Origin of the sequence: Alteraurantiacibacter buctensis (genome assembly GCF_009827655.1) — a bacterium.
In the GTDB taxonomy this organism is placed as follows: domain Bacteria; phylum Pseudomonadota; class Alphaproteobacteria; order Sphingomonadales; family Sphingomonadaceae; genus Alteraurantiacibacter; species Alteraurantiacibacter buctensis.
The window spans coordinates 137,007-152,211 of the sequence record NZ_WTYV01000003.1 but is presented as its reverse complement, the minus strand read 5'-3'; the positions used below and the strand labels follow the sequence as shown (position 1 = coordinate 152,211).

Here is a 15,205-nt window from a genome sequence, read left to right as displayed (position 1 = left end):
ATCATTCAGCGGGCGTGGCCACGGGCGAGCCGGCAGCCGGGCGGGACCAGGAGGCGCGCAAAGCGGCCAGACGGTCACCCAGCGCGCGGCAGACGACGTAGAACGTGGGCGTGAACACCAGGCCGAACCCGGTCACCCCCAGCATCCCGAAGCATACCGCCGTGCCCAGCGCCTGGCGCAGTTCCGCGCCTGCCCCGGTGGCGACCACCAGCGGCACCGACCCCAGGATGAAGGCAAAGCTGGTCATCAGGATCGGGCGCAGGCGGGTGCGGGCGGCCTGCACCGCCGCTTCCACCGGGGTGAGGCCGTGGTGCTGCTCACCCTGGCGGGCGAACTCCACGATCAGGATCGCGTTCTTGGCTGCCAGCGCAATCAGCACCACCAGGCCGATCTGCGTCAGCACGTTGTTGTCCATGCCGCGCAGGTTGACCCCGATCATCGCCGCCAGCAGGCACATCGGCACGATCAGGATGATCGCCAGCGGCATGATCAGGCTTTCATACTGCGCCGCCAGCACCAGGAAGACCAGCAGCACGGCCAGCGCGAAGACGATGGCGGCGGTGTTGCCGGCCGTATCCTGCTGGTAGGCGATGCCGGTCCATTCCACGTCCCAGCCGCGCGGCAGCACCTGCGCCGCCACCTGCTCCATCGTCTCCAGCGACTGTCCGGTGGAGAAGCCGGGTGCGGTATCGCCGTCCACCGCCACGGCCGGCACCAGGTTGTAGCGGGTGACGCGGTAGGGGCCGGTGGTGTCGGTCAGCGTGGCCAGCGAGCCCAGCGGCACCATCGCCCCGGTATTCGACCGGGTGTAGAGCCCGGCAATATCCGCCGCATCATCACGAAACGGGGCATCGGCCTGCGCGGTCACGCGATAGGTGCGGCCCAGCAGGTTGAAATCGTTGATGAAGGCGCTGCCGAGATAGACCTGCAGCGTCTCGAACACGGCACTGGGGGACACGCCCAGGATCTGCGCCTTGTCGCGGTCGATATCGGCGTGGACGCGCGGCGTGCCGGTGTCGAAGAAGGTATAGACCCCCGCCAGCCCCGGCCGCTGGTTGGCCTCGGCAATCACGGCATAGGCCATGTCCTGCATCGCCTTGTAGCCGGCACCGTTGCGGTCCTCGATCATCATGCGGAAGCCGCCGGCCGAGCCAATGCCCCGGATCACCGGCGGCTTTACGATCATCAGGCGCGCCTCGTTGATATCGGCCGTGGCAGCCTGGGCGGCGGCCATCAGGCTGTCGATATCCTGGCCAGCCGCCGCGCGATCTTCGAAATCATCAAGCACCCAGTAGGCCGCGGCCGAGCTGGCGCTCTGCGTCTCGCTGGTGCCGTCGAAGCCCGACAGCATGACCGTGCCCGATATCCCCGGGATCGGCAGCATCCGTTCGGCCACCTGCTTCATCACCGCATCGGTGCGCTGCGTTGAACTGCCCGGCGGCAACTGGATCACGGTCAGAAAATAGCCCTGGTCCTGCTGCGGGATGAAGCCGGTGGGGGTGGCGAACAGCGCCAGCGCGGTGGCCGCGATCAGGCCGCCATAGACCGCCATCATCCGCTTCGGCATGGCCACGGCCCGCGCCGTCCAGCGACCGTACCAGTCACTGAAGCGATCGAAGGCGCGGTTGAACCGGTCGCCAGCGCCGTGCAACACCTGCCGCCAGCGCGGGTCGTTGCCGTGCGGGGCCTCGTGCTTGCTCAGCAGCAGGGCGGACAGCGCCGGGCTGAGCGTGAGCGACACCACCAGCGAGATCACCGTCGCCGCCGAGATGGTCACCGCGAACTGCTGGTAGAACGCGCCCGACAGGCCGCCGATGAACAGCGTGGGCACAAACACTGCGCACAGCACCAGCACGATGGCGATCAGCGCCGCGCCAACCTCGTCCATGCTGGTGCGCGCGGCCTCCAGCGGGGTCATCCCCGCCTCCAGGTTGCGCTCCACGTTCTCGACCACCACGATCGCATCGTCCACCACGATGCCGATCGCCAGCACCAGCCCGAACAGCGACAGGTTGTTGAGCGAATAGCCGAGCATCGCCAGCACCGCGAAAGTGCCCACCAGCGAAATCGGGATCGCCAGCACCGGGATCACCGAGGCGCGCCACTTCTGCAGGAACACCACGATCACCAGCACCACCAGCACGATCGCCTCGATCAGAGTCTTGATCACCTCGTCGATCGACTGGGCGATGAATTCGGTGGGATTGTAGACGATGCGGTATTCCAGGCCTGCCGGGAAATCGGCCGACATTTCCGCCATCGCCGCCTGCACCGCCTCGGCGCTGGCAAGCGCGTTGGAGCCCGGCTCCTGCAGGACGGGGATGATCACCGAGTCCATCTCGTCCAGGTACGCGCTGGTGGCATAGTCCTGTGCGCCGATTTCAACCCGCGCCACATCGCCCACGCGCACCTGGCGGCCAGCTTCATCGGTGCGGATCACCACGTTGGCGAACTGCTCGGGGCTGGTGAAGCGGCCCTGCGTCTCCACGTTGACCTGGAAGGCGCTGTCGGGGCTCGGCTGCTGGCCCAGGGTACCGGCGGCCACCTGCACGTTCTGGCTGCGCAGTGCCTGGACGATGTCGCCCGCCGTCAGGCCCAGCGCGGCGGCGCGGCCGGGATCGATCCACACCCGCATGGCCAGCTCGCGGCTGCCGAACAGCTGCACCCCGCCCACGCCCTCGATGCGGGCCAGCCGGTCCTTGATGCGGGTCTGGGCATAGTTGGAGATGTATTCGCGGGTCAGGCTGCCATCGGGCGAGACCATGTTGACGATCAGCAGAAAGTCCGGCGTAGTCTTCGCCGTCACCACACCCAGCCGCTGCACCTCTTCGGGCAGGCGCGGCTCGGCAATCGCCACGCGGTTCTGCACCAGCACCTGCGCTTCATCGAGATCGGTGCCCGGCGCGAAGGTGACGGTGATGGTCACCCGCCCGTCACCGGTGGACTGGCTGGACAGGTACAGCATCCCGTCCACTCCGTTGATCTCCTGTTCGATCGGGTTGGCCACGGTATCGGCCACCGTCTCGGCAGACGCGCCTGGGTAAACCGCGTTTACCGTCACCGTTGGCGGCACCACTTCGGGATACTGGGCAACCGGCAGGAACAGGTAGGAGATGGCTCCCGCCAACGTGATCAGGATGGCGATCACCGCGGCAAAGATCGGCCGGTCGATGAAGAAGCGGGACAGGCGCATGGCAGGGCTCCGTGACGGGAGTGAGGGGCGACCGGTGGCGGGTGCGCGGAGGTTAGCGGGTAACGGTGGCGCTGGAGGCAGCGGCGGCGCGCACCGGCGCCTCACCCGGATCGTTTGCGGGGGCCGGCGGGGCGGCGATGGTGCCGGGGCGGGCCTGCACCTTCTGGCCGGGGATCGCCATCTGCACGCCCTGGATCACCACCCGATCGCTGCGCGTCAGGCCGCTGCGGATCACTCGCAGGCCATCAACCAGCGGCCCCAGTTCCACTTCGCGGGCGGCAACGGTGCCTTCGCGGTCAACCACCAGCAGCAACTTGCGCGTCTGGTCGGTGGTAACGGCGGTATCGGGTACCAGCAGTGCGTTCACGGTGGTTCCGGTAGCCATGCGCATGTTGCCGAACAAACCGGGAGCGAGGAACCCGTCGGGGTTCTGCAAGACAGCACGGGCGCGGATCGTGCCCGATCGCGGATCGAGGCCGTTGTCGGTGAAGTCCAGTCGTCCCTGCCAGCGATAGCCGGTCTCGTCGGCCAGGCGGATTTCCACCTGCGCATCACCCAGCCCTTCCCGGCGGGCCTTGAGAAACAGCGCCTCGCTGCCCTCGAAGCTGAAGTGGATGGGGTCAACCGCGTTGATCGTGGTCAGCAGGGCGCTGTCGCCGGCCACGAGATTGCCGGCATCGATCCGGCGATCGGAAACCCGCCCTGCAATCGGTGCGCGCACGGTGGTGAATTCCACGTCCAGCGCCCGGATGCGCGCAGTCGCCTGAGCAGCGGCCAGCGCGGCTTCGTTCACCCGCACTTCGGCCCGCAGGCGGTCGACTTCGTTGGCCGCAATGGCGTCCTCGGCTACCAGCCGCTCGGCTCTGGCGAGGTCGCTTCGGGCCAGAGCCAGCGCGCTCGACGCGGAAGCCACGCGCGCCTGGGCTTCGGCCAGGCTGGCGCGATAGGGGCGCGGATCGATGGTGAACAACGGCTGCCCGGCACGGACGAACTGCCCATCAGTGAAATGCACGCCGGTGATCTGGCCGGAGACGCGCGGCCGCACCTCGACGCTGCGGCTGGCTTCGAAGCGGCCGATGTATTCGTCCCATTCGGTCACCTCGCGCTGCAGCGGGGCTGCCACCACGACCTGCGGCACCGGGGCGGCAATGGCCGGCGCACGCTCCCCGCGCAGCAGGGTCCAGGCGGCGGCCAGCACAATGGCGATCAGCGCAAGATAGAGCCAGCGGCGGCGTGACGGCGGCGGCCCCTCGGTCTGGGCCGCATCGAGAGGCCCGACGCCCGTGGGTTCGAGCGAAACCATCTCGGAATCATCATCCACGCCATAGCGCTGGCGGTCGTTATGCATATCGAAAGGCGTATCTAACATGGATCCCCCACCCCCTGATCCGGGGCGAACTGGCTCGCGCCCACAAGCCATGCGCCCGGGGCTGATAACAGGTTGCAGACATGGCCGGACTCGCCCGCAAAGCCCTGAATGGCCGCGGGTAATTCCTCGCCGGGGGGCCAACCCCAGCCAGGCCTAATTTCTATACCGATAGGTACGTAATCTGCCGTTCAGGTCAAGTGATATTTTTATACTGACCGATATTTTTTTCGCACTGCACCATTTTCTGGCTTCGTCAGCGCGAGGGCCACATCACCAGTGTAGCCTCGGCAACCTGTTGCAATTGCTGGCGATCAGCCCCGGCACCGGCCTGCACCGACATACCCTGCAATACGGCCATCAGATAGCGAGTGATCGTCTCGGCATCGGTAGGGACGGTGAAATCGCCTTCGTCGATCGCCCGCTGCATGCGATTGATCAGCGCCTGGCGCGACGATTCGGCACGGCGGGCAACGTCATCCCTGATCGATGGTTCGGCGCTTTGGCAGGCGACCGACGCGATCACCCCCATGCACCCGCGACACTCACCACCGGTGACCGTATCGATGGCCCCGAACAGCAGGTTTTCGGCCACCCCGCGCGCCGTTCCGGCCGCCAGCGCCTTGCCCACATAGGTCAGCTTTTCGCTTTCATAGAGGTCGAGCGCCTGCTTGAAGAGCGCCTCCTTGTTGCCATAGGCTGCATAGAGGCTGGGCCGGGTTATCCCCATTGCATCGGTCAGGTCGGACAGCGACGCCCCCTCGTACCCCTTGGTCCAGAAGACGCGCAGCGCCGCCGCCAACGCAACGTCGGCATCGAATTCGCGCGGGCGCCCGCGGGTGGCAACCTTTTCCATATCGAACGGTATAGATAGAGGCGGGGAAAAGATCAACCAGGCAGGCGAAAGGACCCAAGCTGTTGGTGGCTCAAGCCGGGCTGGATCGCGCTGGCTCCAGGCCATCGACGAGGGGATAATGCCTTTGTCCAGAGTCTCGGCCCGCTGGTAGTAACGGCCCCTGCCCTGCGCCCGGGCTGCTTGGCCGCAGGCGATGCGCTGTTGGGTCTGGGAACACGAGAGGGTGGCCATGGGTGATCGCCTGAAGGATCGCATTGCAGTCGCCACAGGTGCCCGCAGCGGCACGATCGTAACGATGGCGGCAAGATTGGCAGTCCAGCCAGAAAGTGATTTCGCGTGGTCCCCGCCTTTGGCCGGGCCTTTCCCGCATCTTCACTTTTCGACCCGAGAGATGCGCGGTAGATGCACCTCGACGCCAGAGGTCCCGGCCATTCGCCGGGTGAAAAGGGAAGCCGGTGAGATGCCGGCGCTGCCCCCGCAACTGTAGCCGGCAAGCGCGTCGTCCGATAGGCCACTGGTGGGGTATTCTCCCGCCGGGAAGGCGGGCGATGCGCGTTCGAGCCGGAAGCCAGGAGACCTGCCACTGGTGGTCGTTCGGATGCAGGCGGGGTGCACTGCAGGCCAGCGGAGCGCGGCGCCGGTCGGACGGCGGCGGGTTTTGCCATGAGCGACGGTGTTTCGATCGTTCACGGAAGGCAAATGGCGTGTCCTGTTTCCAAATAGCGGCATTCACGGCGGCCTGCCTGATCGCTATCCCCGCGCAGGCGCAGGAGGCGGATGACGCGCCGCAGGAACCGCTCGTCATCTATCACCCGCCCGACGATGCCTTCATCACCGTGCTGGCCAGCGGAGTGGAAGAGCCGACCTTGTGGAACGGCGTGGCCGTATCGGTGTTCGACCGGGCGGATATCGAAGCCGTGCAGGGGGCAGACCTCACCCGCCTGCTGGAACGTGCGCCCGGCGTGGTCCTGTCGCGCAACGGCGGCACCGGCAGCTTCACCGCGCTGCGGGTGCGTGGCGCCGAAGCCGAGCAGGTGCTGGTGCTGGTCGATGGCGTGCGGCTGGCTGATCCCGCCGCGCCGGGGGCGGGCTTCGATCTGGGCACGCTGATGCTGGGTAACCTGGCCAAGGTGGAATTGCAGCGCAGCGCCAATTCCACCCTGTGGGGCAGCCAGGCGCTGGGCGGAGTGCTGGCGGTGACCAGCGCGGTGCGCGCCGGTCCGGCAGCGGCAGTGGAATATGGCGGGCACGACAGTTCCTATGCCACCGCCTCTGCGGCCGGCGAACTGGGGCCGCTGGACCTCGGCATATCGGGCGGCTGGCGCGACAGCGCCGGATTCTCCGCCGCCGCCGGTGGCACCGAAGCTGACAGTCACCGGCAGTTCGACCTGTCCGGGCGCATCGCCGCACATCTGACCGGGCAGGTGGAAGCCTTCGCCCAGGGACGTCTGGCCGATGCCCGGCTGGAAACGGACGGCTTCCCCTTCCCCGCTTACCTGTTAGCCGATACCGCCGAATATCAGGCCATGCGGCAGATTTCAGGTGCGGCGGGTCTGGCCTATTACGGCCGCGACCTTACCCTACGGACGAGCTATTCCGCAGCCGAGACAGAAAGGCAGAACTACGATCCCGCTTTCGGCAGCGATCCCGGCTATGCCACCAGAGGCACCAGAGAGCGGATCGAGTTGCGCGGACAATGGGGCCGGATCACCGATCGCTGGCAGGTGCAGTTTGGCGCGGACTACGAGTGGCTGGGCTTCTCCACCCTGTTCGACGCGGCGCGCACCACCGGCATCGGCGCGCTGTTCGCACAGCTCGATTACGACGAAAGCCCGCTGCACTTCGCCATTGGCCTCAGGCGCGACGAGCACCGCCAATTCGGTGGCGAGTGGAGCCTGGGAACGGATGCCGCCTATGACCTCGGGCGCAATCTGCGACTGACCGCCAGCTATGGCGAAGGGTACATGGCGCCCAGCCTGTTCCAGCTCCTGTCCGACTATGGCAACGCCGAATTGCGCCCGGAAAGGGCGCGCAGCTATGATGCGGGACTGGCCTTTGATGGCGTGGTGGGCGGCCATCGCGCGCGGCTGGCGCTGACGGCTTTCCGCCGGGACACGCGCGACCAGGTCGTGTTCGAGAGCTGCTTCATGGTCGGTACGGGCATCTGCGCCGGGCGCCCCAACGGAACTTACGACAACCGCGCCCGCACCCGTGCTTTCGGGCTGGAGGCTGAAGCCGGTCTGTGGCTGGCCGAAGGGTTGGAGCTTGCCGCTGTCTATGCACTGACCCAGGCTTCTGATCGCACCCCCGGCTCGACCACGCGCGGCAATGCCCTCGCCCGCCGTCCGCGCCATGCGGCGACGATCTCGGCGCAGTGGCAACCGGTCGAGAGGCTCTCGCTCGCCGCCGACCTGCGGCTCGTCAGCCATGCGTTCGACGATGGTGCCAACCGCGTGCGGCTGGGCAGCTATCAGGTGCTGAACTTGCGCGGCGCGCATGACCTGTCAGACTTGCTGCAACTGTTCGCCCGGATCGAGAACCTGACCGATACCACTTACCAGACCGCAGCCGGATATGCCCAGGCGGGCCGCGTGGGCTATGTCGGCGCGCGGTTGCGACTGTGAAGGGCAGGCCCGCGTTCCTCGCCCTGTGGGCGCTGGCGGCGGTTCTGGCGGGCTGCGCCCGTGCGCCGTCGTCAGAGCCCGAACCTCCCTTAGCCGCTCGACCCACCGTGGTCAGCCTCAACCCCTGCACCGATGCGATCCTGGTTCAGTTGGCTGATCCGGCCCAGGTGCTGGCGATCTCGCACTACAGTCACGATCCGCGCGCCTCGTCGATGCCAGTAGCACAGGCAGCGCGCTTTACCGCCACGCGTGGCTCGGTGGAGGACGTGCTGGCACTGCAACCCGATGTTGTGCTGGGCAGCAGCTTCACCGATCCGGCGACGGCCAGCGCCTTTGCCCGCCTCGGCCTGCCGCTGGAGCGCTTTGGTGTGGCCGGGACAGTGGCCGAAAGCCGGGCGCAGATCCGCCAGATAGCGGCGCTGGTCGGCCACCCTCGGCGAGGCGAGGCTTTGATCGCGCGGATCGACCGGGCGCTGGCACAGGCGGCCCCGCCCCCGGGCGCAGGACCCGTTTCTGCGGTCGTGTGGCAGGCCGATGGCCTGGTGCCCGGCGAGCAGACCCTGATCGTGGACTTGCTGCAGCGGACAGGATTTGCCAACCACGCGGCCCACCAGGGCCTTGGCCAGGCCGACCGGCTTTCACTGGAGCAGCTGTTGACCAAGCCGCCACGCGTGCTGCTGACCATCAACGAAGGTCCCGACCGGATGCGTAGTCACCCGGCGCTGGCCAGCCTCGCCTCCACCCAGCGGCACAGGCTGGACCCGCGCCTGCTCTATTGCGGGGGACCCACGATCATTGCTGCGGTGGAGCGGCTGGCGCAAGTGCGCCGCCGCCTTGGCGCGAGGCAACCAGGCGCATGAACCGGGTTGTCCTGATCCTTGCCGGGTTGCTGACCGTGGCCATGCCGCTGTCGCTGCTGGCAGGACAGGTGTGGCTCGACCCTTTCGCCACGCCGGTGCCGCAGGCGGGGGTGATCCTGCTGGAACTGCGTCTGCCACGCGCGGCGCTGGCGCTGGTGTTGGGCGGCGGACTGGGCGCGGCTGGGGCGGCGATGCAGGGCTATCTGCGCAACCCCCTGGCCGATCCCGGCCTGTTCGGAATTGCGCCGATGGCTGCGCTGGGGGCGGTGCTTTCGTTCCATGCGGGTTATCAGGCGCAGGCCGTGCTATTGCCGCTGTTCGCGCTGTTGGGCGGAGCCGCCGGCATGGCGCTGCTGGCGCTGATCGCGGGCAAGGCGGGCGGTATCACCCTGTTCACGCTGGCTGGCATGATGCTGGCCAGCCTCGCGGGTGCCTTGACCAGCCTGGCGATCAGCTTGTCGCCCAACCCCTTTGCGCTCAGCGAGATCGTCACCTGGCTGATGGGCGCGCTGGAAAACCGCGGCTGGCCAGACGTGTGGCTTGCCCTGCCCGCCACCGCCGCCGGGCTATTGCTGCTGCACCGCGCCGCCCGGGCCCTCGACGCATTGAGTCTGGGCGAAGCGGCGGCAATCTCTCTGGGCGTAGACCCCGTACGGCTGCTGTGGCTGATGATCGGCGGGGTGGGCCTGATCGTGGGCAGCGGGGTGGCCGTCGCCGGGGTGATCGGCTTTGTTGGCCTGATGGTGCCGCATCTGCTGCGCCCGTTCACCAGCAAGCTGCCCTCAGCCACGCTGGTGCCCTCGGCACTGGCAGGCGCATTGCTGCTGCTGCTGGCCGATTGCCTGTGTCGCATCGCGCCACTGGCGAGCGGCGAACTGCGCCTGGGAGTTGCCTTGTCGCTCATCGGCGCGCCGTTCTTCCTCTATCTGCTGCTGCGCCTGCGGCGCGAGCTGGTGTGATGCTGGAGGCCCGCGATATCCATCTTGCCGGGCGGCTGGCCGGGGTAAGCGCGTGTATCGCGCCGGGGCAGTTGACCGCGATCTGCGGCCCCAACGGAGCGGGCAAGTCGACCTTGCTGGCCGCACTGGCCGGACTGGTCGCTCCGCAAGATGGCAAGGTGCTGCTGCACGACCAGCCGCTCGCCGCCCTGCCCCGGCAGGTGCGCGCGCGCACGCTTGGCTATCTGCCACAGCAGGCCAGCGTTGCCTGGGACTTGAGCGTGCGTACGCTGGTTGCGCTGGGGCGTTTACCCTACGCCAGCGGCGCAGCCGAGGATGCCCGCGCCGTGGCCACCGCCCTTTCCACCATGATGCTGGAGGAGCTGGCCGAACGGCCCGTCTCGACCCTTTCCGGCGGCGAGCTAGCCCGCGCCCATCTGGCCCGTGTCCTGGCTGGCGAGCCGCGCTGGATCCTGGCTGACGAGCCGCTCGCCGGTCTCGATCTGGCGCACCAGACCAGCCTGCTGGCGCATCTGCGCGACCTGGCCGATGGCGGGCAGGCGGTGGTGCTGGTGATGCATGATCTGGCCGCAGCGATGAACTGGGCTGACCGGGTGATCGTGCTGCACTGCGGCCGTGTGGTAGCAGACGATGCGCCGGACGTGGCGCTGGCCGGCGATGTGCTTGCTGCGGTGTGGCAGGTCAAGGCCGAGTGGATGGGCCAGCCCGGCGCCCGTGCGCTGGGGTTGCGGCGGCAAACCTGATCGGGAACGATGCGCAGGATCATGGCCCCGGGAAACTCTGATCGGGTGGTTTCGAAGGCTGGCTTGAGTATCTTCGCGCTGTAAGTAAAGGAACAGCGGATGATCCTGTTCGGTATTCGCAGCCCCCTCGTGATTGACTATGAGGAAACGCTGGCGCGGTGTGGCATGCCATTGGCGGCTGCTGTCAGCATCGGTGGCGTCCCGCGCCTGCTCGATCGGCGGGTACTTGTTGACCTGGCGGATTTCGTCGCCCCGCCCGGCGCTTCCTTCCTCGCTCCTGCCTTCGCCCCGCTACGACGCCGCGAATTGTGGGATCAGGCCCTGGCACTGGGGCTGTCGCCGGCTGCGGCGCTGGTCGATCCCACAGCCGTTGTGCCGCGCAGCCTGCGGCTGGGTGCAGGCACCTTCGTCAATGCCGGCGTGGTGATCGGCGGCCTTTCGATCCTTGGGGAAGGCGTGCTGGTCAATCGCAGCGCTTCGCTGGGCCATCACTGCATGCTGGGCGATTTCGTTTCGGTCGGGCCGGGGGCTGTCCTGGCGGGCAATATTCACGTCGGGGCCGGATCGGTAATCGGCGCGGGCGCAGTCGTCTTGCCCAACATCAGGATCGGCACGGGCGCGATCGTGTCGGCCGGGGCCGTGGTCCGCAAGCATGTGGCCGACGGGACACTGGTCATCGGCAACCCCGCACTGCCGCACCGGTTCAACCCGCTCAAGTCCTCGCTGGCGGTGGAAGACGGCGAATGACTGCGCTGCAAGACCTCTGGACGACTATCGCCGAGGGCGACAAGCGCGACTTCATGGTGCTCCCCCGGCAGCGCGTCAGCTACGCCGATCTGCGCGAAATGACCGGGCAGTGGCTGAGCTGGTTCAGCGCCGCCGGCATCGCGCCGGGTGACCGTCTGGTGATCCGCACGGCTGACGAGGTCGCAGCCGTTACTGCTTTCATCGCCGCGCTGCTCGACGGTGTGGTACCGGTGTTGTTGACCGCCGATACGCCCGATGCCCGGCTGGCTGGCGTGGTCGAGGCGGTGGAGCCGGCGGGTGTCGCAGCAGACATTTTGCCGGCGGGTGTGGACACGCGGATTGCCGTCCTGGCGTTATCTCCGGCTCCTGCCCCTGCCAGGCCTTCGTGGTTCTCGCGGGATCGGCGGGCAAACACGCTTGCCTTCCTGCCCCAATCGGACTCCCGGCGGGTGCCCCACCTGCCTGGCGACGATGCCGGTCTTGCCTACCTGCTGTTCACCTCGGGCACCACGGCAGCGCCCACCGGGGTCCAGATCACCAGGGCCAACCTGCTGGCCAACCTTGCAACGCAGACCCGCCTGTTCGGTTACGATGGCAAGGCGCGCATCTTCAACGACATGATCCTGGCCCACGCCGACGGGATGATTCAGGGTCCGATCCAGGCATTGTACTGCGGCGGGACCGTGATCCGCGCGGGCGGCTTCGATCTGGCGCGGATCGAGCAGTGGCTGAACCGCGTCCGGGCCGAGCGGGCCAGCCATGTGATCACCGTGCCCACCGTCTGGGCGATGATCGACCGCTATGCCGCGCACGACGACTATTTCGATGCGCCAGAGTGCCGCCTGCTGCTGTCCTGTGCCGCGCACCTGCCGGAGGACCTCTGGCGGCGGCTGGAGGCGCGTTTCGCTCGCCCCGTGTGCAACCAGTACGGTCTGACAGAAACCGTGGTCACGGCACTGTGGGCCGGGCCACACCCGGAGATGGGCAAGGTGGGAACCCTGGGCAAGGTGGCAGATGGCGAGGCACGCGTCGCCGATGCCGATGCAGCGGGGACGGGCGAACTGCAACTGCGCGGCGACAACGTTTTTCCCGGCTATTGGCGCGATCCCGCGCGGACAGCCGCCAGCTTCACGGCCGATGGCTGGTTCAAGACAGGCGACCTGGCGCGGCGCCTGGCTGATGGCAGCTTCGCCTACATGGGGCGCAGCAAGACGGTCATCATGGCGGGCGGCTTTCTGATCCGGCCCGAGGAAATCGACGAGGCCATGCTGCGCCATCCCGCCGTGGCGGAAAGCGTGACAATCGGGATCGAGGATGACCTGTTTGGCGAAGTGCCGGTGACCGCCGTGGTGCTGGCGCACGGCGCTGCCGCAGCAGACGAAAACGCGCTTGCCGCGCACGCCCGCGCCTGTCTCGAGGCGCAGAAGGTGCCCAAGCGGATCGTGATGGTGCCAGCGATTGCGCGCGGTCCGTCGGGCAAGCCGGTCCTGGCAGACCTGCGCCGGTTGCTGACGGCAACCGTGGTGGGCGATCCGCTTCCCGCCAACCACCGGGACATCACGGCAGAAGTGACGGCCCTGGCGGCAGACGTATTCCGTGTGCCCGCCGAGGCGCTGGCGCTGACATCCGGTCGCGGTTCGGTGGCCGGCTGGGACAGCTTCTCGCAACTCAATTTCGTGTTCGCCGTGGAACACCACTTCGGCCTGTCGATCCCGGCGGCGCGCGTGGCGACTATCGAAACGATTGCCGACATGGTTCGCACGGTCCGGGACCTGAGCGCTTGACGTCGCGCGCCCTCGCCAGCGCGTGGGCCTTGGCCATTGGCGTGCTGATGGTGGCAGCCGCCGCGCTGGCAGCCAGTGCGTTCAGCATTCCGCCGGTTTTTGGCGGTGCTCAGATTGCCGTGATCGGCTCGTCCCAGAGCAAATATGCGTTCGCAAAACACGCCGGCAGGGATACGGAAGACGGCACTTCCAGCAGTCTGCTCGGTGATGGCCGCAGCCATTTCCGCATCGGTCTGCCCGCTATCAGCGAGGCCGAGGCCGTGGCCCTCGTCGAACAGGCGGCGGCGGAGCGGGCAGAACTGATCCTGCTTGAGGTTTGGCCATTCATTTATGAACTGCCGTCCCTCCACGCCGCGCGCCGGTGTGACCAGCCGGCCCGCAGGCTGCGCGTCTGGCTGAAAGAGAGGCAACACCAGCAGACCGATGTGGTCGCCCGCCTGATCGGCCGGGCCACCAGCACCGACGACGGTGGCGAACCGCCCGATATCGACAGGCGCACCCCGGAACACTTCGCCGCGACGGCACGCAGTTACGGGCTGGTCATGCGCGGACCCTGCGACATGGACCGTCTGGCGCGCGCGGTGCGCGGTGCCCAATCCGGGGGTAGTCGGATCATCCTGGTTGCCCCGCCGCGTTCTACTACGGCGGAAAGGCTGCTGGGCGCAGACCAGGTGCAGGCCCTCGACAATGCGGCGCGTGACCTTGCGCGCCGGCTCGCCGTGCCGTTGTTTGCCCCGGAGGGGCCGTGGCCGGACGACCTCTTCATATCGATCGGCCACCTCAGCGGCTCCGGGCGGGCGCAACTGCAAAGCCGGCTCCGCGACTGGAGCGATCGTCGACCGTGATCGATCTCGCCACCCTGCTGATTGTCGCGTCGTGCGTGGCTGTGGTGCTGGCCTGGCTGGTGCCGCGATCCTGGGCGTTCGACATTGTGGCGCTGTGGACGATGGCAATACTCGCCTGGCTTTCGTGGCCCACCGCGCTGTGGCTGGCACTGGTCACGCTGCTGACGCCGCTGGTGCTGCAGGCCGGGGAGCGGACGCCATTTCGTGGCGCGGTTGCCGGGTCATGGGCGGCGGTACTGCTGGCCGGTTTCGTTGCGGCGCAGGTGATGGTGTCGCAAGTGTGGATCGGCGCTGCATTCTTCACCTTGCGCGCCCTGCACGTGATCGGAGACTGGTGGCTGGGCCGCCAGGCCGCGCCGGGCTTGCGGGCACATTGGCGATATCAGCTGTTCCTGCCGGTCCTGTTTGTCGGCCCGATCCATCGGTTGCCGCATTTCGTCCGCCAGGTAGAACGGCGCCGATGGGACCCTGCCGATTTCGCCGCCGGGGCAGAACGAGCCCTTACCGGCCTGTTCTGGGCCACGGTCTTCGGCGAATACCTGGTGGGGATAGCCCGCCAGCAGTTGCTGCCACACAGCGTAGGCCCGCAAGACTTTGCGGTAGACTGGCTGGCCTCGGTGCTTGATTGGGTTGCGCTGTATTTCGTTTTCGCAGGCCTTACCGGGGTGGCGCTGGGCCTCAGCAGGATGGCGGGTCTTACCCTTGAGGAAAACTTCGATCACCCCTGGCGCGCCCGCAACCTGATCGACTTCTGGACCCGCTGGCACATGAGCCTGACGAGCTGGTGCCGCGACTATGTGTTCACGCCGGTCACGGCTTTGACCCGCAGCCCGGTTGCCGGGCTGTTTGCCGCCATGCTTGTGGTGGGGCTGTGGCATGAGATTTCGCTGTACTATGTCCTGTGGTCGGCGTGGCAGGCTGGCGGCGTCTTGATCAACCACATGGCCGGGCGCCATCTCCCGCTGCACAGGGTGCCGGATCTGGCGCGGCGGATATGCGCGCCGTTCCTGATCCTGGGCTGGCTCTCGCTGGCCCGCCCTGTCATCGTGAGACTGCTGGAGATTGTCCAATGACCCCTCTTTCGCGCCTTGCCGCCAGATTGCTGCCCCCGGCGCTGCGGATACCCGTATTGGGGTTGATCTATGCGGCCATGCTGGGTGCCGTGTTCCTGGCCAGCCGGGCCGAATACGGGCAGATCATCTATGTCGACGTGCGGGCGCGTTGATGG

Annotated in this window: 12 protein-coding genes and 1 riboswitch; of the genes, 9 read left to right on the top strand and 3 right to left on the bottom strand. The window is 67.5% G+C overall.

What is annotated here, in order from left to right:
* Window position 1 precedes the first annotated feature (1 nt).
* From GRI99_RS09585 to GRI99_RS09575, 3 genes are all read right to left on the bottom strand, one after another.
* Window positions 2-3,193 carry an efflux RND transporter permease subunit gene (locus GRI99_RS09585; RefSeq protein WP_160771824.1) on the bottom strand — a complete coding sequence of 1,064 codons (3,192 nt, stop codon included), beginning with the start codon at window positions 3,191-3,193 and terminating at the stop codon, window positions 2-4.
* 52 nt (window positions 3,194-3,245) lie between these two features.
* Complete coding sequence (locus GRI99_RS09580) at window positions 3,246-4,496, bottom strand: efflux RND transporter periplasmic adaptor subunit (protein WP_160772006.1); 1,251 nt, start codon at window positions 4,494-4,496, stop codon at window positions 3,246-3,248.
* Window positions 4,497-4,815: 319 nt separating this feature from the next.
* The gene (locus GRI99_RS09575; RefSeq protein ID WP_160772005.1) at window positions 4,816-5,415 is read right to left on the bottom strand and encodes a TetR/AcrR family transcriptional regulator; all 600 of its coding nucleotides are present in this window, start codon (window positions 5,413-5,415) and stop codon (window positions 4,816-4,818) included.
* Window positions 5,416-5,817: 402 nt separating this feature from the next.
* A riboswitch (cobalamin riboswitch) is annotated at window positions 5,818-6,014 on the top strand.
* 105 nt (window positions 6,015-6,119) lie between these two features.
* Between GRI99_RS09575 and GRI99_RS09570 the strand changes: the two genes are divergently transcribed.
* The 9 genes from GRI99_RS09570 to GRI99_RS09530 all read left to right on the top strand — a co-directional run bounded on the left by GRI99_RS09570 (window position 6,120) and on the right by GRI99_RS09530 (window position 15,202).
* Window positions 6,120-8,039, top strand: coding sequence for a TonB-dependent receptor domain-containing protein (locus GRI99_RS09570; RefSeq protein WP_160771823.1), 1,920 nt, complete (start codon window positions 6,120-6,122; stop codon window positions 8,037-8,039).
* Window positions 8,036-8,899 (top strand): ABC transporter substrate-binding protein, encoded by an 864-nt coding sequence (locus GRI99_RS09565; RefSeq protein ID WP_160771822.1) that lies wholly within the window; start codon window positions 8,036-8,038, stop codon window positions 8,897-8,899. The genes GRI99_RS09570 and GRI99_RS09565 overlap by 4 nt, the downstream gene beginning before the upstream one ends.
* On the top strand, window positions 8,896-9,858 hold the full coding sequence (locus GRI99_RS09560) for a FecCD family ABC transporter permease (RefSeq protein WP_160771821.1): 963 nt from the start codon (window positions 8,896-8,898) through the stop codon (window positions 9,856-9,858). The genes GRI99_RS09565 and GRI99_RS09560 overlap by 4 nt, the downstream gene beginning before the upstream one ends.
* Window positions 9,858-10,601 carry an ABC transporter ATP-binding protein gene (locus GRI99_RS09555; protein WP_160771820.1) on the top strand — a complete coding sequence of 248 codons (744 nt, stop codon included), beginning with the start codon at window positions 9,858-9,860 and terminating at the stop codon, window positions 10,599-10,601. The genes GRI99_RS09560 and GRI99_RS09555 overlap by 1 nt, the downstream gene beginning before the upstream one ends.
* A gap of 99 nt (window positions 10,602-10,700) precedes the next feature.
* A complete protein-coding gene (locus GRI99_RS09550) occupies window positions 10,701-11,348 on the top strand; it encodes an acetyltransferase (RefSeq protein WP_160771819.1) in 648 nt (215 codons plus the stop codon).
* Window positions 11,345-13,132 (top strand): AMP-binding protein, encoded by a 1,788-nt coding sequence (locus GRI99_RS09545; protein WP_160771818.1) that lies wholly within the window; start codon window positions 11,345-11,347, stop codon window positions 13,130-13,132. Before GRI99_RS09550 ends, GRI99_RS09545 begins: the two co-directional genes overlap by 4 nt.
* On the top strand, window positions 13,129-13,977 hold the full coding sequence (locus tag GRI99_RS09540) for a hypothetical protein (RefSeq protein ID WP_160771817.1): 849 nt from the start codon (window positions 13,129-13,131) through the stop codon (window positions 13,975-13,977). The genes GRI99_RS09545 and GRI99_RS09540 overlap by 4 nt, the downstream gene beginning before the upstream one ends.
* On the top strand, window positions 13,974-15,050 hold the full coding sequence (locus GRI99_RS09535; protein ID WP_160771816.1) for an MBOAT family O-acyltransferase: 1,077 nt from the start codon (window positions 13,974-13,976) through the stop codon (window positions 15,048-15,050). Before GRI99_RS09540 ends, GRI99_RS09535 begins: the two co-directional genes overlap by 4 nt.
* Window positions 15,047-15,202 carry a hypothetical protein gene (locus tag GRI99_RS09530; RefSeq protein ID WP_160771815.1) on the top strand — a complete coding sequence of 52 codons (156 nt, stop codon included), beginning with the start codon at window positions 15,047-15,049 and terminating at the stop codon, window positions 15,200-15,202. Before GRI99_RS09535 ends, GRI99_RS09530 begins: the two co-directional genes overlap by 4 nt.
* Window positions 15,203-15,205 lie beyond the last annotated feature (3 nt).

Excerpts from the sequence above, each read along its gene's own strand:
- GRI99_RS09585 (WP_160771824.1), bottom strand. The coding sequence starts at position 3,193 with ATGCGCCTGTCCCGCTTCTTCATCGACCGGCCGATCTTTGCCGCGGTG.
- GRI99_RS09580 (WP_160772006.1), bottom strand. The coding sequence starts at position 4,496 with ATGGTTTCGCTCGAACCCACGGGCGTCGGGCCTCTCGATGCGGCCCAG.
- GRI99_RS09575 (WP_160772005.1), bottom strand. The coding sequence starts at position 5,415 with ATGGAAAAGGTTGCCACCCGCGGGCGCCCGCGCGAATTCGATGCCGAC.
- GRI99_RS09560 (WP_160771821.1), top strand. The coding sequence starts at position 8,896 with ATGAACCGGGTTGTCCTGATCCTTGCCGGGTTGCTGACCGTGGCCATG.
- GRI99_RS09555 (WP_160771820.1), top strand. The coding sequence starts at position 9,858 with ATGCTGGAGGCCCGCGATATCCATCTTGCCGGGCGGCTGGCCGGGGTA.
- GRI99_RS09550 (WP_160771819.1), top strand. The coding sequence starts at position 10,701 with ATGATCCTGTTCGGTATTCGCAGCCCCCTCGTGATTGACTATGAGGAA.
- GRI99_RS09545 (WP_160771818.1), top strand. The coding sequence starts at position 11,345 with ATGACTGCGCTGCAAGACCTCTGGACGACTATCGCCGAGGGCGACAAG.
- GRI99_RS09530 (WP_160771815.1), top strand. The coding sequence starts at position 15,047 with ATGACCCCTCTTTCGCGCCTTGCCGCCAGATTGCTGCCCCCGGCGCTG.